Origin of the sequence: Streptomyces sp. NPDC048664 (assembly GCF_040650555.1) — a bacterium.
Lineage (GTDB): Bacteria > Actinomycetota > Actinomycetes > Streptomycetales > Streptomycetaceae > Streptomyces.
The window spans coordinates 241,378-261,645 of record NZ_JBEZHK010000006.1 but is presented as its reverse complement, the minus strand read 5'-3'; the positions used below and the strand labels follow the sequence as shown (position 1 = coordinate 261,645).

Below are 20,268 nucleotides of genomic sequence, written 5' to 3'. Positions count from 1 at the left end.
TGCTGTCACTGCTCCTGGAGAGGACGGTTCGTCGGGGTCTCCCCGGCTCGGGCGGCGCCCGGGGACTCGGGGAGGGTCGGGGGGAAGTCTGCTGTGCCGGTGGTGTGCACGGCCAGCGTCCGGTCCGGATTCAGCCGTACGACGACGTGGCGCCGCCAGCGTGTGTCGTCCCGGTCGGCGTGGTCCTCGCGCCAGTGGCAGCCGCGGGTCTCGGCGCGCAGCAGGGCGGCGGCGACCAGGACCCGGGCGACGCACAGCAGGTTCGTGGACTCCCAGGAGTCGACGCCGGGCTCGGAGGTCTTGCCGTTCTCGGTGAGGGCGTCGCGCGCCTCGCCGTGCAGCCGGTGCAGGCGGTCCGCGGCCTCCTGGAGCGAGCGCTCGGACCTGATCACGCCGGCGCCGTCCGTCATGATCCGCTGGATCGCGAAGCGGGCCTCGGGGGCGAGCAGCGGATGCGTGGGCTGCTCCGGGTACGGGACGGGCTCGGGCACGCGCGCGTGCAGGCGGCCCTCCGCGTGGCCGCGCGCGATGTCGGCCGCGATGCGCTCGGCGTAGACCAGGCCCTCCAGGAGGGAGTTGGACGCGAGCCGGTTCGCGCCCTGGACGCCCGTGCAGGCGACCTCGCCGCACGCGTACAGGCCCGGCACGGTCGTGCGGCCGTGCGAGTCGGTGCGCACGCCGCCGGAGGCGTAGTGCGCGGCGGGTGCGACCGGGACGGGCTCGGTCACCGGGTCGATGCCGTGGGACCGGCAGGCGGCGAGGATCGTCGGGAATCGCTGCTCCCACATCCGCGCGCCGAAGTGGCGGGCGTCCAGGAACATGTGCTCGGCGCCCTGCTCCCGCATCCGGCGCATGATGCCCTTGGCGACGATGTCCCGGGGGGCCAGTTCGGCCAGTTCGTGCTGCCCGACCATGAAGCGCACCCCGTCCGCGTCCACGAGGTGGGCGCCCTCGCCGCGCACCGCCTCGGAGACCAGCGGCTGCTGGCCCTCCGCGTCGGCGCCGAGGAACAGCACGGTCGGGTGGAACTGCACGAACTCCAGGTCGCTGACCTCCGCGCCCGCGCGCAGGGCGAGCGCCACGCCGTCGCCCGTGGACACCGACGGGTTGGTGGTCGCCGAGAACACCTGGCCCATGCCGCCGGTCGCGAGGACCACGGCGGGGGCGTGCACGGCGCCCACCCCGTCGTGCTGGCCCTCTCCCATGACGTGCAGGGTCACGCCCGCGGTACGGCCCTCGGCGTCCGTCAGCAGATCCAGGACCAGCGCGTTCTCGATCGTGCGCAGCCCGTGCGCGCGCACGGCCTCCACGAGCGCGCGGGAGATCTCCGCGCCGGTCGCGTCGCCGCCCGCGTGCGCGATGCGGCGCCGGTGGTGGCCGCCCTCGCGGGTGAGCTGGATGCCGCCCTCGTCGTCGGTGTCGAAGTGGGCGCCGGTCGAGATGAGCCGGCGTACGGCGTCCGGTCCCTCGGTGACCAGGATGCGCACGGCTTCCTCGTCGCACAGGCCCGCGCCCGCCACCAGGGTGTCGTCCAGGTGCTGTTCGGGGGTGTCGCCCTCGCCGAGGGCCGCCGCGACGCCGCCCTGGGCCCAGCGCGTGGAGCCGTCGTCCAGGCGTGCCTTGGTGACGACGACCGTCGTCAGTCCCGCGGCCTGGCAGCGCAGGGCAGCGGTGAGACCGGCCACGCCCGAGCCGACGACCACGACGTCCGCGGTCAGGGCCCAGCCCGGTCGGGGGGCGTGCAGTCGTATGCCTGTGCCGGTCACGAGGCGGCTCCCTGAGGTGCGTGGGGTGTGTGGTCGTCCTCGCCGAAGGACTCGTCCTCGCCGAAGGACAGGGGGATGTTGTCGATCAGCCGGGTGCCGCCGACCCGTGCGGCGACGGCGAGGACCGCCTCCCCGGTGAACTCGTCGGCGATCTCGGTGAAGTCCGACGGGTCGACCAGGGCCAGGTAGTCCAGGACCAGCGGCGGATCCAGGCGGCCCGCCTCGTCGAGGACCAGGCGGGCGGTGGCGCGGACGGCGTCGGGGCCGCAGGGCGCGGCCTTGGCGACCGCGTTCGCGTCGGCCGCGGCGCGGGACTCCCCCAGCGCGCTCAGGGCCTCCGCGCGCGCGTGCGTGGAGGGCACTTCGCGGGCACGCGCGCGCAGGGCCTCCTGGGCGGCGTGCCGGTCACGGCCCGCGAACAGGGCGCGGGACAGGGCGAGCGCGGTGTGCCGCTCGTCGGGTGCCAGATACCGGTTGCGGCTGGAGAGGGCGAGGCCGTCGTGCTCGCGCACGGTGGGCACGCCCACGATCTCCACGCCGAAGTTCAGATCGCGCGCCATCCGGCGGATCAGGGCGAGCTGCTGGGCGTCCTTCTGCCCGTACAGCGCCGTGTCGGGGCGGGTGAGGTGCAGCAGCTTGGCCACGACGGTGAGCATGCCGTCGAAGTGACCGGGGCGGGAGGACCCTTCGAGCCGCTCCCCCATGGGGCCCGCGGAGATCCGCACCTGGGGCTCGCCGCCGGGGTAGACCTCCTCGACCGAGGGGGCGAAGACCACGTCCGCGCCGGCCTCCTCGGCGATCCCCAGGTCGGCGTCCAGGGTGCGCGGGTAGCGGTCGAGGTCCTCGCCCGCGCCGAACTGCAGCGGGTTCACGAAGACCGTCACGACCACCTCGCCGTCCGCGCCGACGAGCTCGCGGGCGGAGCGGACCAGGGTGGCGTGGCCCTCATGCAGGGCGCCCATGGTCATCACGACGGCACGGCGGCCGGTCCGCGCGCGTGCGTGCAGCTCCTCGGCGGTGCGCAGCAGGGTGATGGTCATCGGGTGTCCCCTTCGGTGCCGTCCCCGTGGGCGAGTACCCCGAGGAGGTCCTGCGCCAGTTCCGGCTTGAGCAGTCCGTGCGCCAGGGCCCGGTCGGCGGTCGCGCGGGCCATCGCCAGGTAGCCGGCGACGGCCCCGGGGGCGTGCCGGCGCAGCTCGGCCACATGGGCGGCGACGGTGCCCGCGTCGCCGCGCGCCACGGGGCCGGTCAGGGCGGCGTCACCGGAGCGCAGGGCGTTGTCCAGGGCGGCGCCCAGGAGCGGTCCGAGCATGCGGTCGGGGGCCGTCACGCCCGCCTCACGCAGCAGCTCCATGGACTGGGCGACCAGGGTGACCAGGTGGTTGGCGCCGAGCGCGAGGGCCGCGTGGTACAGCGGGCGCATGTCCTCGGCGATCCACTCGGGCTCACCGCCCATCTCGATCACGAGCGCCTCGGCGGCCAGCCGCAGCTCGTCGGGCGCGGTGACCCCGAAGGAGCACCCGGCCAGCCGCTGGACGTCCACCGGGGTGCCCGTGAAGGTCATCGCGGGGTGCAGCGCGAGCGGCAGGGCACCGGCGCGGAGCGCGGGGTCGAGCACCTTCGCGCCGTACCGGCCGGAGGTGTGCGCGAGCAGCTGCCCGGGCCGCACGGCCCCGGTCTCGGCGAGGCCCTCCACCAGGCCGGGCAGCGCGTCGTCGGGCACGGTCAGCAGCACCAGGTCGGCCCGCTCAAGTACCTCGGCGGGCGTGACGACCGGCGCGTCGGGAAGCATCTGCGCCGCGCGCCGCCGGGACGTCTCGGAGACCCCGGACACGGCGACCGGGCGGTGTCCGGCGAGTTGGAGGGACGCGGCGAGCGCGGGTCCGACCCGGCCCGCGCCCACCACGCCCACGGTCAGCCGCGCGGGGCGGTCCTTGGGGTCTGGCTGCTGGAATGTACTCACTCGACGGTGGCCTTCCCGTTCCAGTCCGCTCTCGGTACCGGACGATTTCTCGTCATGTTAACGCTATCGGTTCCCGGGCCGGCCGGCCGTCCACAGGCCGTGGATGTGCCTGCACCGCGCGGGGCGGCCCCGGGGCGGGAGGATGGCGGGACGCGCGAGCGCGCGGCGGGAACCGAGGGGAAGGCCGAGGGGCACATGGCGCGGACGACGCGGCACAGCGAGGCGCACGCACGGCGGACCGAGGAGCCGGCGCCGACCCCGGACGAGGTGCGGCGGCTGCTGCGGGAGCGCCGTGCCACGGCCGTCCGCGGCGCCGAGCGCGCGCTGACCCGCCGGGCCTGCCTGGGGACGCTGCGGGAGCGGCTGGCCCTGCTGGACGAAGCGGCGGACGTCCACGACCTGGACGAGGGCTCGGACATGTACGGCGACGGGGTCGTCGAGGCGCTGGAGGACAAGGTCGCGGGGCTGCTCGGCAAGGAGGCCGCGGCCTTCTTCCCGACGGGCACCATGGCTCAGCAGATCGCCCTGCGCTGCTGGGCGGGCCGGACGGGCAACCCGGCGGTGGCCCTGCACTCCCTGGCCCACCCCGAGGTGCACGAACGCAACGCGTTCAGCGAGATCAGCGGGCTGCGTCCGGTGCGCCTGACGAGCGAGCCCCGGTTGCCGACCGCCGAGGAGGTCCACGACTTCGAGGAGCCCTTCGGCACGCTGATGCTGGAACTCCCCCTCAGGGACGCCGGTTTCGTCCTGCCCACCTTCGAGGAGCTGACCGAGGTGGTGGCGGCCGCGCGCGAACGGGACGCGGTGGTCCACTTCGACGGTGCGCGCCTGTGGGAGTCCACGGTGCGCCTCGGTCGCCCGCTGGACGAGATCGCGGCCCTCGCCGACAGCGTCTACGTGTCGTTCTACAAGTCCCTCGCCGGATACGGCGGAGCGGCGGTCGCGGGCCCCCGGACGCTGGTGGAGGAGGCGAGGACCTGGCGGCACCGCTACGGCGGCACCGTCTTCCAGCAGTTCCCGACGGCGCTTTCGGCCCTCGTCGGCCTGGAGCGCGAGCTGCCCCGGCTGCCGGAGTACGTGCGCCACGCGCGCGAGGTCGCCCTCGCGCTGCGCGAGGCGTTCACCGGGACCGGGGTGCCGTGGGTGCGCGTCCATCCGGCGGAGCCGCACACCCACGAGTTCCAGCTCTGGCTGCCCTACCCCGCCGACGTTCTCGCGGAGGCCGCCGTCCGCCAGGCCGAGGAGACCGGCACCCTGCTGTTCGCCGACGCCTGGGACCGCGGCGGCCCGGACCTTGCCTACACGGAGGTCTCCGTGGGAGCCGCCGGGCTGGACTGGACCCCGGCGGACGTGAAGGCGGCGGTGGCGCGGTTCACCACGTACCTCCCGCCCTCAGCGGTCTGAGACCCGCGCGCCCGCGTCCGCGCGCCGGCTCAACCGTGTCCGCCCGCGCGGACGAGACCCGTCTCGTACGCGAGGACGACCACCTGGACCCGGTCCCTGAGCGCGAGTTTCGTCAGGATGCGGCCCACGTGGGTCTTCACGGTCGCCTCGGACAGCACCAGCCGCGCCGCGATCTCCCCGTTGGACAACCCCTGCGCGACCAGCACCATCACCTCGCGCTCCCGCTCGGTGAGCCGGGCCAGCTCCTTGTGGCGGGGCTCCGCGGTGCCGCTCGGCAGCATCGGCGCGAACCTGTCGAGGAGGCGGCGCGTGGTGGACGGCGCGACCACGGCGTCGCCGCTGTGCACGGAGCGGATGGCGGTCAGCAGCTCGCCGGGCGGCACGTCCTTGAGCATGAAGCCGGAGGCGCCCGCCTTGAGCCCCGAGAACGCGTACTCGTCCAGGTCGAAGGTGGTCAGGATCAGCACCTTCGGGGGGTTGGGCTCCGAGCAGACCCGGCGCGTGGTCTCCACGCCGTCCAGCTTGGGCATCCGGACGTCCATGAGGACCACGTCGACCTCGGTGGCCCGCAGCACCTGGAGGGCCTCGACCCCGTCTCCGGCCTCCGCCACGACCTCCATGTCCGGCTGGGCGGCGAGCACCATCCGGAACCCGGTGCGCAGCAGCACCTGGTCGTCGACGAGCATCACGCGGATCGGCATGGCGGGGGTCCTTCGGTCGGGGTGGCGCGGTCGGGGGTGTCGCGGTGGGGGGCGGTGGGGTGACGCCGGTTCAGGGGGCGGGTTTCAGCGGGAGCAGGGCGCTGATGCGGAAGCCTCCCCCAGGGCGCGGTCCCGCGTCCAGGGTGCCGCCGACCATGCCGACGCGCTCCCGCATGCCGATCAGTCCGTGTCCTTGGCCGTCGGCGCCGCCCTCCTCGTACAGCTCGTGCGGGGCGCCCTTGCCGTCGTCCTCCACCAGCAGCCCGAGCCCGTCGTCGAAGTAGACCAGGCGCACGCTCGCGCCCGCGTTGGGCCCGCCGTGCTTGCGGGTGTTGGTGAGCGCCTCCTGGACGATGCGGTACGCGGTCAGCTCCACCCCGCTCGGCAGCGGACGCGGGGTGCCCTCCACCTTGAAGTCGACGGGCAGCCCCGCGCTGCGGCACTGCTCCACGAGGTCGTCGATCTGGTCGACGTCGGGCTGCGGCACGTACTCCCCCGCCTCCACATGCTCACCGGTGCGCAGCACACCGAGCAGGCGGCGCATCTCGGCGAGCGCCTGGCGACCGGTCCCGGAGATCGTCTCCAGGGCCTTCTTCGCCTGGTCGGGGGCGGCGTCCAGGACGTACGCGGCGCCGTCCGCCTGCACCACCATCACCGAGACGTTGTGGGCGACGACGTCGTGCAGTTCGCGGGCGATACGGGCGCGCTCGGCGGCCACCGCGACCTTGGACTGCGCCTCGCGCTCCTTCTCCAGGCGCGCGGCGCGCTCCTCCAGCTGGGCGAAGTAGGCCCGGCGGGTGCGCAACGCGTCGCCGAGGACCCAGGCGAGCGCGAAGGGCACGGTCTGGAAGATGGCCAGCGCGACACTGCTGAGGATGCTCGCCCGCCCCTCGGACCAGCGGATCTCGGAGAGGGTCCCGGCGGTCAGACCGACGGCCAGGGCGGCGCGGGAGGCCCAGCGGGCGCCGTCCGAGGCGACCGTGTAGATGATCACCAGCATGCCGAAGTCGGCGACCATGGGCTGCTGGTCGAGGATCAGCTGCGCGGGACCCATGGCACCGGCCAGGACCAGCATCTTCTCGGGCATACGGCGGCGCAGCGCCACCACCAGGGACAGGACGGCGGAGATCGCGAGACCCGCCCTGAGCGAACCGTGGTAGCTCGTCGCCCCTCGGAGATTGATCACACTCACGCAGGACAGCCCGAACAGGACGACGGCCCAGAAGCCGTCGACCCACGTGGGGTGTCTGCGGAAGAAGTCGTAGAGGCGCTGCACGTGACCCAGCGTAGGGAAAGGTGGGGTGGCCACGGGTCAACCGGTGGGGCGATCCCGTGCCCGGACACGTACTCCGCAAGGTGGATGCCCGGTGATACCGGACGGTAGGTACGCGCCCGAAAGAGGCGCGGGGAACCGCGCGACCGGCCACGACGGCGCCGCGGACGTACGACGGGCGCGGGAGGCCGCGATGCCGGGCCGCGCCCGGGCGGGCCTTCCGGAAGGGCCCCTTAGCCTGGGGGCATGGTCGAGCAGGGCATGTGGCGGGGATGGCGGGTGGCCATCGACGAGGCCCTGTACGGGGAGTCGGGGTTCTACCGCCGACCCGAGGGGCCGGCGGGGCACTTCCGCACCTCCGTCCATGCCTCGCCGCTCTTCGCCACCGCCGTGGCCAGGCTGCTGTGCCGGGTCGACGACGCGCTCGGGCGGCCCGACGAGCTGGCGTTCGTGGACATGGCGGCCGGCCGCGGGGAACTGGTCACCGGCGTTCTCGACGCCCTGCCGCCCGAGGTCGCAGCACGGACACGGGCCTGCGCCGTGGAGATCGCCGCCCGGCCCGACGGCCTCGACCCCCGGATCGACTGGCGGTCCGAGCCCCCGACGGGCGTCGAGGGGCTGCTGTTCGCCAACGAGTGGCTGGACAACGTGCCGCTCGACGTGGCCGAGGCGGACGCGGACGGGGTGCCCCGGCTGGTCCTCGTACGACCCGACGGCACCGAACGCCTGGGCGAGCCGGTGACCGGCGCGGACGCGGCCTGGCTGGCCCGCTGGTGGCGGCTGCCCGGCGAGGGCTTCCGCGCCGAGATCGGCCGGCCCAGGGACACCGCCTGGGCCGCCGCCGTCGCCTCCCTGACCCGGGGGCTCGCCGTCGCCGTCGACTACACCCACCACGCGGGCGCCCGGCCGCCCTTCGGGACGCTCACCGGCTTTCGCGCGGGCCGGGAGACGGCGCCCGTGCCCGACGGCTCGTGCGACCTCACCGCACACGTGGCACTGGACGCGTGCGCCCTGCCCGGTGCGCGGCCGCTGACCCAGCGCGCGGCGCTCCACGCGCTCGGGGTCACCGGCGCGCGGCCCCCGCTGACGCTCGCCTCCACGCACCCGGTCGCCTATGTGCACGCCCTCGCCGAGGCCGGGGCCGCCGCCGAGCTGACCGCGCCCGGGGGCCTGGGCGACTTCGGCTGGCTGCTCCAGCCCGTCGGGATCCCGGACGCACCGCTCGGCGGGCTACTTGTCGATGTCGCCGACCACGAAGAACATTGAGCCCAGGATGGCCACCATGTCCGCGACCAGGGTGCCCGGCAGCAGCTCCGTCAGCACCTGGATGTTGTTGTACGACGCGGAGCGCAGCTTGAGGCGGTACGGGGTCTTCTCCCCCTTGCTGACCAGGTAGTAGCCGTTGATGCCGAGCGGGTTCTCGGTCCAGGCGTAGGTGTGGCCCTCGGGCGCCTTGAGCACCTTGGGCAGGCGCTGGTTGACGGGCCCCGGCGGCAGCTGGGCGAGCCGGTCCAGGCAGGCGTCGGCGAGGTCGAGCGCGACGTGCGTCTGCTCCAGCAGGCACTCGAAGCGGGCCAGGCAGTCGCCCTCGTGCCGGGTGACCACCCTGAGGGTGTCCTGGAGCTGCGGGTAGGCCAGGTACGGCTCGTCGCGGCGCAGGTCGAAGTCCACGCCGGAGGCCCGGGCGATCGGCCCGCTGACCCCGTAGGCGTGGACGGCCTCCGCCGCCAGGGTGCCCACGCCGCGGGTGCGTCCGCGGAAGATCTCGTTGCCGAGCACCAGGTCGTCGAACCGGTCCATGCGGGAGCGCACGTCGCGGACCGCCGTGCGCGCCCGTGCCGTCCAGCCCGCCGGCAGGTCCTCCTTGAGGCCGCCCACGCGGTTGAACATGTAGTGCATGCGGCCGCCGGAGATCTCCTCCATCACGTTCTGGAGCTCCTCGCGCTCCTGGAAGGCGTAGAAGACCGGGGTGATGCCGCCCAGTTCCAGCGGGTAGGAGCCGAGGAACATCAGGTGGTTCAGGACCCGGTTCAGCTCCGCGAGGAGCGTGCGCATCCACACCGCGCGCTCGGGGACCTCCATGCCGAGCATCCGCTCCACGGCGAGGACCACGCCCAGCTCGTTGGAGAAGGCGGAGAGCCAGTCGTGGCGGTTGGCGAGCATGATGATCTGGCGGTAGTCGCGGGCCTCGAAGAGCTTCTCCGCGCCCCGGTGCATGTAGCCGATCACCGGCTCCGCGTGCACGATGCGTTCGCCGTCCAGGACGAGGCGCAGACGGAGCACTCCGTGGGTGGAGGGGTGCTGGGGGCCGATGTTGAGCACCATGTCGGTGCGGTCCGCTGCGCCGCCGATGCCGACCGTGGTCTCCGACGTTGGGGTCATGGGGACAGTCTGGCGCACGGGGAGCCCGCGGTCCCCCCGGCCCCCTGGGGCGGGGCGGGGTCAGGAGGCCGCCGTGCGGAGGTTCTGGACGTCTATCTGCTCGGTCTCGTCGTGGGCCGTCAGGTCGATGACCTGGCCCGCGCCGTGCTCCTTCGGGAGCGCGGGCTTGAAGCCGGACTCGGACTCCGCCTTGTGCATCGCGAGGGCCTCCTGGCCGACGACGTCGGCGAGGTCCTCGTTCTGCACGGACTCCATGGCCTCGCTCGTCCGCTGCGCGCCGAAGAAGTCGAAACCGCCCTGCACCGAGGTGCGTCGCCGCGGCGGCTCCTCGGGTACGACGGCCACGGCGGTCGGCACCGCGAAGTGCCCGCTGGGGCGCGCCGGCTTGGCGGGGGACTGCTGGGACCGCTCCGGCTCCGCCGTCGCCGTCGGCTCGGGAGCCTCAGGAGCCCCACCCGCCTCGGTGGCCTCGGGAGCCTCGGCGGTCTCGGATTCGTCGGCGGTCTCGGCGGTGCGGGGCCGGCCGCCGCCTCCGTCACCGGGGTCGTCGCTGCCGGGCGGGGTGTCCGAGAAGGACTCGGCCTCCTCGTCCAGGGCGGCCTCCTCGTCCTCGGCGGCCTGGAGCATGCGCGCCAGCGCGGAACCGGCCCGCAGGTAGAGCGCGGCACCCTCCGGCGAGAACGCGCGCGGCCCGCCCGGGCCGCCGTCCGTGTCCTGCTCGTCCGCCCCGGACTTCTCGAACCTCTCGGACTTCTCGGACGCGGCCTCCACGGCCTCCGGCGCCGTGTGCGCGCCCGCCCTGTCCGCCTCCGCCGCCGGCAGCGCCCTCGCGGCCGGCACCGTCTCGACGGAGAGCAGCCGCCGGCCTTCCAGAGCGCTCGCCCGCTCCGTCTCGGCCGTGGCGTACCGGCGCAGCAGGGCGGCGTGCTCGTTGCGCAGCTTCGCGAGTTCCGTGCGCTTGGCCCGAAGCTTGTGCTCCAGCTTGGTCCGCAGCTCGCGCGACTCCTCCAGATCGCCCTCCAGCTCGGCGACCCGCTCCTCGTACTGCCACTCGTCGCTCACCCGCGCGCGCGTGAGGTCGGCCACCTGTTTGCCCGCGGCCACGTCCCAGCTGCGCATGACGAAGGCGCCCACAGCCGTCGTCACCGCGGCGGCCGCGGCCAGCACACGGAGCCCCGTCGGCTCCGTGAACAGCCAGGGCCCCGCGGCGCAGACGACCGAGACGCCGGCTATCACCGACGGCGGCAACAGCCTGTGCAAGGGCGGAGAATGGCGGTGGCGTCCACGTGGCATGGCCAGAAACTTACCGCGCGTAGGCGAATCATGGTGGCCCACCCGGTAAAAACACGGCCACCACGGATTCTTCACAGCAGTGCGGGGGCCCGGCCGCTCAGCGGTCGCTGAGCCGCGTGCTCATCCACTGGAGCGCCGCCGGGATCTCCCGCCGCCAGGTGTTGAAGTTGTGGCCACCGCTGTCGAGGATGATCGACGAGATCCGGGTCCGGTTCTTGGCCTGGACCTCGTCTATGAACTTGAGCGTCGACTTGTAGTTGTGCTCGCCCACCTTGCTGCTGGTGACGAGCAGTGAGGTGTCGGGCGCCGGCAGGTTCTTGAGGCACCAGAAGAGGTCGGAACGGTTCTGCAGATCCTTGTTCCCACGGAACAGATCGCCCGTGGTCGGGTCGATCGGTGCCTTGTAGTACGGCGAGAGGCCCGCTCCGGCGGCGTACACCTCCGGGTGGTGCATCGCGAGCTTCAACGCGCAGTAGCCGCCCGTCGAGTCGCCTATGATCCCCCAGCTGCCCGGCTTCCTGCCCGCCCGGTAGTGCGACAGGACCGCCTCGGGGAGGTCCTTGGCGAAGAACGACTCGGACTGCGGACCGCGCGGCACGTCCACGCACTCCGTGTCACGCGGCGGGGCCACGGTCGGGCGCAGCATCACCAGGATCATCGGCTGCGCCTTGCCTTCCTTGGCCAGGTCGTGTGCCGTCTGGGGGAACTTCAGCCCCTTGTAGAGCGCCTCCGCCGTGCCCGGGTAGCCGGTGAGCACGACGGCCGCCGGGAAGGTCCGCGTGCGGTACTGCGGCTGGAAGTACTCGGGCGGAAGGTAGACGTAGGCCTGCGAGGTGAGGTGGGAGGCGCCGCCCGTGATGTCCACCTTCTGGATCTGGCCGCCGAGCTCCTTGCGCGACCCGCCCGAGACGGACACCGGCTGCGTGCCGAGCACCTGGAGGGGACCGCCGGTCGCACCCCCGGCGCCGTGGTCGATGACCAGGCCCTGCTCGTTCTCCTGGCCGAACAGGTCCGCCCAGCTGGCGTAGAACCCGAAGGCCTGGTTGGAGGCCAGCCCGACCGACGCGAAGAGCGCGAGCTGAGTGGCGAACAGCAGACCGACCCGGCCGCTGACGGGCAGCCAGCCGCGGCGTGCCAGGCGCGGCCAGATCCAGACCGTACCGACGAACAGAAGCACGGCAAACGTGACCGCCAGCACCAGCACCTTGTTGCTCGTGAGACCCATGAGCTCTTCCCGACTGCGCTTTCCGCCCCGGACCCGCCCCACGCTTTCGCGCGGACTTGCCCCGGACTTTCCTTCGGTTTTGAACCGGCTTTGTGATGGGGAGTGAACCTCTCTCCCCAAGACACCGTCCTAGAGGGCGCAATGTCGCCGGATGCCCGAATGGCGCCGGACTCAAGGTCTCTCGCAGAACTACGGGATGCGATGTCTGTCAGGATAGATGGGGAAAAGCCGGCTCAGGTTCCGGAGCGATCAGCGGTACGCCGCATACTCCGCGGCCCCCGCCCGGAGTCCGTCCCCGCGCTGATCGCCGGGGCGTGCACGCTCGTGGGCTTCCTGGACATCGCGGCGGGTGTCTTCCCGCGGTTCAGGAACAGCCGCATGCACCAGGTGGCCGAGGTCCTTCCGGGCTCACTCGGCCCGTTCGCCGCGGCCCTGTCGCTGAGCGTGGGCATTCTACTGCTGCTGCTCGCGCACGGACTGCGGCGGCGCAAGCGCCGTGCCTGGCGCGCGGCGGTGGTCCTGCTGCCGGCGGGTGCCGTCGCGGAGTTCGTCTACCGCCACTCGGTGATCGGCGTGCTGATCGCCGTGCTGCTGCTGGTGCCGCTGGTGATCCACCGCGACGAGTTCGCGGCCCTGCCCGATCCGCGCAGCCGCTGGCGGGCGCTCGCCAACTTCATCCTCATGGGCGCCGGTTCCCTGGGCCTGGGCCTGGTCATCGTCAGCGTCCACACCCGCCGCATGGTCGGCGACCCGAGCCTGTCGGACCGTATCGAGCACGTCCTGTACGGCCTGCTCGGGTTCGAGGGCCCGGTCGACTACACCGGCAACGCCTCCTGGACGGTGGGCTTCTCGCTCGGCGCGCTCGGCCTGCTGACCTCGGTCACCACGATCTACCTCGCCTTCCGGCCCGAGCACCCGGCCGCCCGGCTCACCGAGGAGGACGAGGTGCAGCTGCGCGCGCTGCTGGCCAAGCACGGCGCCCGCGACTCCCTCGGCCACTTCGCGCTGCGCCGCGACAAGGCGGTCGTCTTCTCGCCCAGCGGCAAGGCCGCGGTCACCTACCGCGTCGTGTCGGGCGTGATGCTGGCCAGCGGCGACCCCATCGGCGACGTGGAGGCGTGGCCCGGCGCCATCGAGCGCTTCATGGACGAGGCCAAGGCCCACTCCTGGACCCCGGCGGTCATGGGCTGCTCGGAGACGGGCGGTGAGGTGTGGACCCGGGAGACCGGCCTGGACGCCCTCGAACTGGGCGACGAGGCGGTGGTGGATGTCGCGGATTTCTCCCTGTCCGGGCGTGCGATGCGGAACGTGCGCCAGATGGTGAAGCGCATCGAACGCGCGGGTTACGAAACCCGGGTGCGGCGCATCCGTGACCTCAGCGACGGTGAACTCGACCGCATACGACGCGCCGCGGAGGACTGGCGCGGCACCGACACCGAGCGCGGCTTCTCGATGGCCCTGGGACGCATCGGTGACGCGGCCGACGGCGACTGCCTGATCGCGACGGCCCACAAGGCCGACGCGGAGACGGGCTCGTACGGGGACCTGAAGGCCGTGCTGCACTTCGTGCCGTGGGGCACGGACGGAGCCTCCCTGGACCTCATGCGCCGCGACCGCTCGGCGGACCCGGGCATGAACGAACTGCTCATCGTGGCCGCGCTCCAGGCCGCCCCCAAGCTGGGCATCGCCCGCGTCTCGCTGAACTTCGCGATGTTCCGCTCTGCGCTGGCCCGCGGCGAGAAGATCGGCGCGGGGCCCGTGCTGCGGGCCTGGCGCGGGCTGCTGGTCTTCCTCTCCCGGTGGTTCCAGATCGAGTCGCTGTACAAGTTCAACGCGAAGTTCCAGCCGCGCTGGGAGCCGCGCTTCGTGGTCTACGCCTCCTCCCGCGACCTGCCGCGGATCGGCATCGCGGCGATGCAGGCGGAGGGCTTCGTGACCCTGGCCCTGCCCCGCCTGCTGCGCCGCTCGTCGTCGCCCCGCCCCTGCGCCCACGGCGTCTCGAAGACCAGCCCGGCCTGACCCGCCACTCCGCGTCCGGGGCCCCGACCATCCGTCCGGGGCCCCGGCACCCGGCGGGTGGGGCGGTCCCGCGGGGGCGGTCCGCCGAGGCGGCCGGCGGCGGGGCCTACGCTGAACGTATGAGCACCAAAACCGGGCGGGGCCACGTGGCAGGGCTTCCGACATGGGACCGCTGTGCGGTCATGGGGGTGGTCAACGTCACCCCCGACTCCTTCTCCGACGGCGGACGCTGGTTCGACACCACCGCGGCCGTCAAGCACGGCCTGGACCTGGTCGCCGAGGGCGCGGACCTGGTCGACGTCGGCGGCGAGTCGACCCGCCCCGGTGCCACCCGCGTGGACGAGGCCGAGGAACTGCGGCGCGTCGTCCCGGTCGTCCGCGGCCTCGCCGCCGAGGGCGTCGCGGTGTCCGTGGACACCGTGCGCGCCCGGGTCGCCGAACAGGCCCTCGCCGCCGGCGCCGCCCTCGTCAACGACGTGAGCGGCGGCCTCGCCGACCCCGACATGATCCCGACCGTCGCCGCCTCCGGGGCCCCCTTCGTCGTCATGCACTGGCGCGGCTTCCTGGAGGGGGGCAACGTCAGGGGTGTGTACGAGGACGTCGTCGCCGAGGTGGCGGACGAGCTGCACGCGCGCGTGGAGGCCGTGCTGGAGGGCGGTGTCGCCGCCGACCGGATCGTGGTGGACCCCGGTCTCGGCTTCTCCAAGGAGGCCGAGCACGATCTGGCGCTGCTCGCCCAGCTCGACCGGCTGCGCACGCTCGGGCACCCGCTCCTGGTGGCGGCCTCCCGCAAACGGTTCCTGGGCCGGGTCCTGGCCGGTGCCGACGGCGCGCCGCCCCCCGCGCGCGAGCGGGACGCCGCCACGGCCGCCGTCTCCGCCCTCGCCGCGCAGGCCGGCGCCTGGGCGGTGCGCGTGCACGAGGTCCGGGCCACGGCCGACGCCGTACGCGTCGCACGCGCCATCGAAGGAGCCAGGTGAGCACCGCCCACACCGACGTCGAAGAGGTCGAGCGGGCCAACACCGCCTTCTACGAGGCGATGGAGCGGGGAGACTTCGACGAGGTGTCCGCGCTCTGGCTCACGCCCGCCGACCTGGGCGTGGACGAGGAGTACCACGACCCGGCGGACACCGGTGTGATCTCCTGCGTGCACCCGGGCTGGCCGGTACTGACCGGACGCGGCGAGGTGCTGCGGTCGTACGCGCTGATCATGGCGAACACCGACTACATCCAGTTCTTCCTGACCGACGTCCATGTCTCCGTCACCGGCGACACCGCCCTGGTGACCTGCACCGAGAACATCCTCAGCGGGGGCCCGGCGCCCGAGGACGGCGCCGAGCTCGGCCCGCTGGTCGGTCAGCTGGTGGTCGCCACGAACGTGTTCCGGCGCACACCCGGCGGCTGGAAACTCTGGTCGCACCACGCCTCACCCGTGCTGACGGAGTCCGGCGAGGAGGAAGAGGACGAATCCCCCGGACGAGGGGGTGGTCAGCCGCCCGGGATTGGGTAGGCGGCGGGTACGTGGTCGGAATCACCTACTCCCGGGTACGGACGGCGGGCCATTCGGCAGGCCGCCCGGTACCCCGGGGAAAACGGTCGGTGGGACTGCCTGGACGGCGCGGGGTCGCGTGCCCCCGCGCACGGGTGCTGTCAGTGCTCGCAGGTAGATTCGTCGAGACCGGTGTTCCGACCGCACCCGGTGAGGACCTGCCGCTACCGACGATTGCAGGAGTGATTCGCGTGGATCGTGTCGCGCTGCGCGGCCTGAGGGCCCGTGGGCACCACGGCGTGTTCCCCAAGGAACGCGAGGAGGGCCAGACCTTCGTCGTGGATCTCGTCCTGAGCCTGGACACCCGGGCGGCCGCGGCCGGCGACGACCTCTCGAAGACCGTGCACTACGGCATCGTCGCGGAGGAGGTGGCGGCGTTGATCGAGGGCGAGCCCGTCGACCTGATCGAGACGCTCGCCGAACGCATCGCGTTCTCCTGCCTGGGGCATGCCCCCGTCCTGGAGGTCGAGGTCTGCGTCCACAAGCCGGACGCACCGATCACGGTCCCCTTCGACGACGTGACCGTCACCATCACCCGGAGCCGAGTATGACCGCATTCTTCACCGGGGGTCAGAGCGACCCGACCGTCCAGCCGGTGCCGACGTCCGTGGTGGAGCGCGTGGACGCCGCCGACACCACCCTGCAGAACCCCAAACTGGCGGTGATCTCCCTGGGTGCCAACCTGGGCAACCGCCTGGAGACCCTCCAGGGCGCCATCGACGCGTTCGAGGACACCCCGGGCATGCGGGTCAAGGGCGTCTCGCCCGTGTACGAGACGGAGCCGTGGGGCGTGGAGCCGGGCAGCCAGCCCGCGTACTTCAACGCGGTGATCGTCGTGAAGACGACCCTGCCGCCCTCCTCCCTGCTGGAGCGCGCCCAGGCCGTCGAGGAGGCCTTCCACCGGGTGCGTGACGAGCGGTGGGCGGCCCGCACCCTGGACGTGGACATCGTCGCGTACGCCGAGATCGTCTCCGACGACCCCGTCCTCACCCTGCCCCACCCCCGGGCCCATGAGCGGGCCTTCGTGCTCGCCCCCTGGCACGACCTCGACCAGGAGGCCCGACTGCCCGGCCATGGCCCGGTGGCCGAACTGCTCGCCGCCGTCACCCGGGAAGGCGTCACCCCGCGCGCGGACCTGGAACTCCGGCTGCCCGAGTAGTCGTTAAGGTCTACCGAGCGAGCAGGGCTGTGGGCTGACGAAGGGGCATCGTGAAAGAGCTGCGCATCAGGACGCTGGCAGCGGTGTTCGTCGTGGCGGGGGTGCTGTCCTGGTCGGGGGCCCGGTTGTGGAGCTCGGTGGGCACCCTGCCGAGCGTCCCGCTGGCCGCGCCCATCGTCCTGGCGCTGATCGCCGTGGTCCTGCTGGCCACGGCGCTGTCGCTGCGGGCGCGGTTCAAGGCTCAGCGGGAGCGGCGGACCGGCGCGAAGGGCGTCGACCCGCTGATGGCGGCCCGAGCGGTCGTCTTCGGCCAGGCGAGCGCCCTGGTGGCGTCGCTGGTGGCGGGGATGTACGGCGGGACGGGCGTCTTCCTCCTCCAGTCCCTGGACGTTCCGGCCATCCGTGACCAGGCCATCTACGCCGGGTTCTCGACGGTGGCCGGCATCGCCGTCATAGCGGCGGCGTTCTTCCTGGAGCGGGTGTGCAAGCTCCCGGACGACGAGGACGACACCTCCGCCCCGGCCTAGGGCCCGCAACAGGCCCTGGAGCCGGGTCCCCCCGGGGCCCGCGCCCGGCGGCGCTACCTCGCCATGATCAGGCTCATCGCCTCGTTCCGCGTGGCGGCGTCCCGCAGCTGCCCCCGCACCGCCGACGTGATCGTCTTCGCCCCGGGCTTGCGGATCCCCCGCATCGACATGCACATGTGCTCGCACTCGACCACCACGATCACCCCGCGCGGCTCCAGGATCTCCATCAGCGAGTCGGCGATCTGCGTGGTCAGCCGCTCCTGCACCTGCGGCCGGCGGGCGAAGACGTCCACGAGCCTGGCCAGCTTGGACAGTCCCGTGATCTTCCCGCTGGTGGACGGGATGTAGCCGACATGCGCGACCCCGCGGAACGGCACGAGGTGGTGCTCGCAGGTGGAGAACACCTCGATGTCCTTCACCAGCACCATCTCGTCGTGACCGAGGTCGAACGTCGTCGTGAGGACGTCCTCGGGCTGCTGCCACAGACCCGCGAATATCTCCCGATAGGCGCGGGCGACCCGGCCGGGGGTCTCGCGCAGCCCCTCGCGGTCGGGGTCCTCCCCGATCGCCAGGAGCAGTTCCCGTACGGCGTTCTCCGCGCGCTTCTCGTCGAACTCGCCGATCTCTCCGTCGCCGTCCAGCGTCACCGGGTCGGTCATCTGGGTGCCTCGTTCCTGCTTGTGCGACGCGGCGGATGACACGCGCCGGATGCGGGTCCACGCATGGCCGCGCCCCCCAGGCTAGAACCCTGGGGGGCGCGGCTGGAAGCCCGGGGCCCTCGGGCCCCTGCGCGAAAGCGCCGGTCAGCTGTCCCGGTGGTCCTCCGGAGCGGACTCCGTGGGCAGGGACTCCGTGGCGTTGGCGATCGCGGCCGTCGCGCCGTTCGCCCCGTTCGTCAGCGCGAGCTCCTTCGGGGAGAGCACTGGCGGGCGGGTGGACGGCGTGCGGCGCGAGGAGCCGGTCCACGCGGGCCGCGGCGGACGCTTGACGATCGGCGCGAAGACCTCGGCGATCTCCTCCTTGCCCAGGGTCTCCTTCTCCAGGAGGGCCAGGACGAGGTTGTCGAGGACGTCGCGGTTCTCGACCAGGATCTCCCAGGCCTCGTTGTGCGCGTTCTCGATGAGCTTCTTGACCTCTTCGTCGACGAGCGCCGCGACCTCTTCCGAGTAGTCGCGCTGGTGCGCCATCTCGCGTCCGAGGAACGGCTCGGTGTTGTCGCCACCGAACTTGATCGCTCCCAGCCGCTCGGTCATGCCGTACTGCGTGACCATCGCGCGGGCCGTGGACGTGGCCTTCTCGATGTCGTTCGCGGCACCCGTGGTGGGGTCGTGGAAGACGAGCTCCTCGGCCGCGCGGCCGCCCAGCATGTAGGCCAGCTGGTCCAGCATCTCGTTGCGGGTCGTGGAGTACTTGTCCTCGTCCGGCAGCACCATCGTGTACCCGAGGGCCCGGCCGCGGGACAGGATCGTGATCTTGTGGACCGGGTCGGAGTTCGGCGAGGCCGCCGCGACCAGGGCGTGACCGCCCTCGTGGTACGCGGTGATCTTCTTCTCCTTGTCCGACATGATCCGGGTCCGCTTCTGCGGGCCCGCGACCACACGGTCGATCGCCTCGTCGAGCATCAGGTTGTCGATGAGCTTGCGGTCGCTGCGCGCCGTCAGGAGCGCCGCCTCGTTCAGCACGTTCGACAGGTCCGCGCCGGTGAAGCCGGGGGTGCGGCGGGCGACGGCCGACAGGTCGACGTCCGGGGCGACCGGCTTGCCCTTCTGGTGGACCTTGAGGATCTCGAGACGGCCCTGCATGTCCGGGCGGTCCACCGCGATCTGGCGGTCGAAGCGGCCGGGGCGCAGCAGGGCGGGGTCGAGGATGTCGGGCCGGTTCGTGGCGGCGATGAGGATCACGCCGCCCTTCACGTCGAAGCCGTCCATCTCGACCAGCAGCTGGTTCAGCGTCTGCTCGCGCTCGTCGTGACCGCCGCCGAGGCCGGCGCCGCGGTGGCGGCCGACCGCGTCGATCTCGTCGACGAAGACGATCGCCGGGGCGTTCGCCTTGGCCTGCTCGAACAGGTCGCGGACCCGGGAGGCACCGACACCGACGAACATCTCGACGAAGTCGGAGCCCGAGATCGAGTAGAAGGGCACGCCGGCCTCGCCCGCCACGGCGCGCGCGAGGAGGGTCTTGCCCGTTCCGGGGGGCCCGTACAGGAGCACGCCCTTGGGGATCTTGGCGCCGACGGCCTGGAACTTGGCCGGCTCCTGGAGGAACTCCTTGATCTCCTGGAGCTCCTCGACCGCCTCGTCGGCGCCCGCGACGTCCGTGAACGTCGTCTTGGGAGTGTCCTTGGTGATGAGCTTGGCCTTGGACTTCCCGAAGTTCATGACCCGGGAGCCGCCGCCCTGCATCTGGTTCATCAGGAACAGGAACACGACCACGATCAGGACGAACGGCAGCAGCGAGAGCAGGATCGAGACGAAGGGATTCTGCTTGGACGGCGAGACCGTGTAGCCGTCCGGGATCTGCTTGCTCTGGTACTTGTCCTGCAACGTCTTGGCGATGGTCACGCCCTGGTTGCCGATGTAGCTCGCCTGGATCTTGGAGCTGCCATCGACCTTGACACCGTTCTTGAGCGAGACCTTGAGGATCTGCTCGTCACCGGTGGTCAGCTTGGCCGACTGCGCCTTGTTCTCGTTGATCGCTGCGACGACCTTGCCGGTGTCAACCGTCTTGTAGCCGCCGGACGACCCGACGACCTGCATCAACACGACCACGGCAAGGACGGCCAGCACGATCCACATGACCGGCCCACGGAAGTATCGCTTCACGTCCATCCATACGGAGCGGTGTCGCCCCGTCCCTCCTGCCATAGTGAGTTTGATAAAGACAGTTCTTCTGACGGTACCCCAGGATGGTCACCCGAAGCCGCAGGGGACTCCCGGCATACCGTTCACGCATGCTCCAACGGCGGGAGACCCGGAAGGGTTCCCGCTCGTCTCGAACGGACCGTGCC

The 20,268-nt window shown here is 72.5% G+C and carries 18 protein-coding genes; 8 read left to right on the top strand and 10 right to left on the bottom strand.

Features of this window, described 5'->3' with window-relative positions:
* Positions 1-5 precede the first annotated feature (5 nt).
* The 3 genes from AB0C59_RS09540 to AB0C59_RS09530 are packed head-to-tail and all read right to left on the bottom strand — an operon-like array spanning position 6 to position 3,729.
* Complete coding sequence (locus AB0C59_RS09540) at positions 6-1,766, bottom strand: L-aspartate oxidase (RefSeq protein ID WP_363002323.1); 1,761 nt, start codon at positions 1,764-1,766, stop codon at positions 6-8.
* Positions 1,763-2,806: a pantoate--beta-alanine ligase gene (panC, locus tag AB0C59_RS09535; RefSeq protein WP_363002321.1), complete on the bottom strand. Its 1,044-nt coding sequence runs from the start codon at positions 2,804-2,806 to the stop codon at positions 1,763-1,765. Before panC ends, AB0C59_RS09540 begins: the two co-directional genes overlap by 4 nt.
* A complete protein-coding gene (locus AB0C59_RS09530; RefSeq protein ID WP_363002319.1) occupies positions 2,803-3,729 on the bottom strand; it encodes a DUF2520 domain-containing protein in 927 nt (308 codons plus the stop codon). The genes panC and AB0C59_RS09530 overlap by 4 nt, the downstream gene beginning before the upstream one ends.
* A 195-nt stretch (positions 3,730-3,924) precedes the next feature.
* Between AB0C59_RS09530 and AB0C59_RS09525 the strand changes: the two genes are divergently transcribed.
* Complete coding sequence (locus AB0C59_RS09525) at positions 3,925-5,133, top strand: beta-eliminating lyase-related protein (RefSeq protein WP_363002317.1); 1,209 nt, start codon at positions 3,925-3,927, stop codon at positions 5,131-5,133.
* Between the two features lie 29 nt (positions 5,134-5,162).
* Here the strand turns inward: AB0C59_RS09525 and AB0C59_RS09520 are convergent, their stop codons facing one another.
* Both AB0C59_RS09520 and AB0C59_RS09515 read right to left on the bottom strand, forming a co-directional pair.
* Entirely contained in the window at positions 5,163-5,834 is a 672-nt protein-coding gene (locus tag AB0C59_RS09520; protein ID WP_363002315.1) for a response regulator transcription factor, read from the bottom strand.
* Positions 5,835-5,904: 70 nt separating this feature from the next.
* Positions 5,905-7,110, bottom strand: a complete 1,206-nt coding sequence (locus AB0C59_RS09515; protein WP_363002313.1) for a sensor histidine kinase — start codon at positions 7,108-7,110, stop codon at positions 5,905-5,907.
* Positions 7,111-7,353: 243 nt separating this feature from the next.
* Between AB0C59_RS09515 and AB0C59_RS09510 the strand changes: the two genes are divergently transcribed.
* Positions 7,354-8,373, top strand: a complete 1,020-nt coding sequence (locus tag AB0C59_RS09510) for an SAM-dependent methyltransferase (RefSeq protein WP_363002311.1) — start codon at positions 7,354-7,356, stop codon at positions 8,371-8,373.
* On the opposite strand, the gene AB0C59_RS09505 is transcribed toward AB0C59_RS09510, so the two are convergent.
* The 3 genes from AB0C59_RS09505 to AB0C59_RS09495 all read right to left on the bottom strand — a co-directional run bounded on the left by AB0C59_RS09505 (position 8,338) and on the right by AB0C59_RS09495 (position 12,007).
* On the bottom strand, positions 8,338-9,489 hold the full coding sequence (locus tag AB0C59_RS09505) for an NADH-quinone oxidoreductase subunit D (RefSeq protein ID WP_363002309.1): 1,152 nt from the start codon (positions 9,487-9,489) through the stop codon (positions 8,338-8,340). The genes AB0C59_RS09510 and AB0C59_RS09505 overlap by 36 nt on opposite strands.
* 60 nt (positions 9,490-9,549) lie before the next feature.
* The gene (locus AB0C59_RS09500; RefSeq protein ID WP_363002307.1) at positions 9,550-10,782 is read right to left on the bottom strand and encodes a hypothetical protein; all 1,233 of its coding nucleotides are present in this window, start codon (positions 10,780-10,782) and stop codon (positions 9,550-9,552) included.
* A gap of 97 nt (positions 10,783-10,879) precedes the next feature.
* Positions 10,880-12,007 (bottom strand): alpha/beta hydrolase-fold protein, encoded by a 1,128-nt coding sequence (locus tag AB0C59_RS09495; protein ID WP_363002305.1) that lies wholly within the window; start codon positions 12,005-12,007, stop codon positions 10,880-10,882.
* Between the two features lie 201 nt (positions 12,008-12,208).
* Here AB0C59_RS09495 and AB0C59_RS09490 point away from each other — a divergent pair, with 201 nt between their 5' ends.
* The 6 genes from AB0C59_RS09490 to AB0C59_RS09465 all read left to right on the top strand — a co-directional run bounded on the left by AB0C59_RS09490 (position 12,209) and on the right by AB0C59_RS09465 (position 17,261).
* Positions 12,209-14,026, top strand: a complete 1,818-nt coding sequence (locus tag AB0C59_RS09490; RefSeq protein ID WP_363002303.1) for a phosphatidylglycerol lysyltransferase domain-containing protein — start codon at positions 12,209-12,211, stop codon at positions 14,024-14,026.
* Positions 14,027-14,145: 119 nt separating this feature from the next.
* Complete coding sequence (folP, locus tag AB0C59_RS09485) at positions 14,146-15,006, top strand: dihydropteroate synthase (RefSeq protein WP_363002301.1); 861 nt, start codon at positions 14,146-14,148, stop codon at positions 15,004-15,006.
* Positions 15,003-15,536 carry a nuclear transport factor 2 family protein gene (locus AB0C59_RS09480; RefSeq protein ID WP_363002299.1) on the top strand — a complete coding sequence of 178 codons (534 nt, stop codon included), beginning with the start codon at positions 15,003-15,005 and terminating at the stop codon, positions 15,534-15,536. Before folP ends, AB0C59_RS09480 begins: the two co-directional genes overlap by 4 nt.
* Positions 15,537-15,766: 230 nt before the next feature.
* Positions 15,767-16,126 (top strand): dihydroneopterin aldolase, encoded by a 360-nt coding sequence (folB, locus tag AB0C59_RS09475; RefSeq protein WP_363002297.1) that lies wholly within the window; start codon positions 15,767-15,769, stop codon positions 16,124-16,126.
* Positions 16,123-16,734, top strand: coding sequence for a 2-amino-4-hydroxy-6-hydroxymethyldihydropteridine diphosphokinase (gene folK, locus AB0C59_RS09470; protein ID WP_363002295.1), 612 nt, complete (start codon positions 16,123-16,125; stop codon positions 16,732-16,734). Before folB ends, folK begins: the two co-directional genes overlap by 4 nt.
* A 50-nt stretch (positions 16,735-16,784) precedes the next feature.
* The gene (locus tag AB0C59_RS09465) at positions 16,785-17,261 is read left to right on the top strand and encodes a DUF3180 domain-containing protein (RefSeq protein WP_363002293.1); all 477 of its coding nucleotides are present in this window, start codon (positions 16,785-16,787) and stop codon (positions 17,259-17,261) included.
* 53 nt (positions 17,262-17,314) lie between these two features.
* Here the strand turns inward: AB0C59_RS09465 and folE are convergent, their stop codons facing one another.
* Positions 17,315-17,920, bottom strand: a complete 606-nt coding sequence (gene folE / locus AB0C59_RS09460) for a GTP cyclohydrolase I FolE (protein ID WP_363002422.1) — start codon at positions 17,918-17,920, stop codon at positions 17,315-17,317.
* Positions 17,921-18,064: 144 nt separating this feature from the next.
* Positions 18,065-20,089: an ATP-dependent zinc metalloprotease FtsH gene (gene ftsH / locus AB0C59_RS09455; RefSeq protein ID WP_363002291.1), complete on the bottom strand. Its 2,025-nt coding sequence runs from the start codon at positions 20,087-20,089 to the stop codon at positions 18,065-18,067.
* Positions 20,090-20,268: the final 179 nt, after the last annotated feature.

Coding starts and splice junctions, on each gene's coding strand:
- panC (WP_363002321.1), bottom strand. CDS start 2,806: ATGACCATCACCCTGCTGCGCACCGCCGAGGAGCTGCACGCACGCGCG.
- AB0C59_RS09525 (WP_363002317.1), top strand. CDS start 3,925: ATGGCGCGGACGACGCGGCACAGCGAGGCGCACGCACGGCGGACCGAG.
- AB0C59_RS09520 (WP_363002315.1), bottom strand. CDS start 5,834: ATGCCGATCCGCGTGATGCTCGTCGACGACCAGGTGCTGCTGCGCACC.
- AB0C59_RS09510 (WP_363002311.1), top strand. CDS start 7,354: ATGGTCGAGCAGGGCATGTGGCGGGGATGGCGGGTGGCCATCGACGAG.
- AB0C59_RS09505 (WP_363002309.1), bottom strand. CDS start 9,489: ATGACCCCAACGTCGGAGACCACGGTCGGCATCGGCGGCGCAGCGGAC.
- AB0C59_RS09500 (WP_363002307.1), bottom strand. CDS start 10,782: ATGCCACGTGGACGCCACCGCCATTCTCCGCCCTTGCACAGGCTGTTG.
- AB0C59_RS09495 (WP_363002305.1), bottom strand. CDS start 12,007: ATGGGTCTCACGAGCAACAAGGTGCTGGTGCTGGCGGTCACGTTTGCC.
- AB0C59_RS09490 (WP_363002303.1), top strand. CDS start 12,209: ATGTCTGTCAGGATAGATGGGGAAAAGCCGGCTCAGGTTCCGGAGCGA.
- folP (WP_363002301.1), top strand. CDS start 14,146: ATGAGCACCAAAACCGGGCGGGGCCACGTGGCAGGGCTTCCGACATGG.
- folK (WP_363002295.1), top strand. CDS start 16,123: ATGACCGCATTCTTCACCGGGGGTCAGAGCGACCCGACCGTCCAGCCG.
- folE (WP_363002422.1), bottom strand. CDS start 17,920: ATGACCGACCCGGTGACGCTGGACGGCGACGGAGAGATCGGCGAGTTC.
- ftsH (WP_363002291.1), bottom strand. CDS start 20,089: ATGGACGTGAAGCGATACTTCCGTGGGCCGGTCATGTGGATCGTGCTG.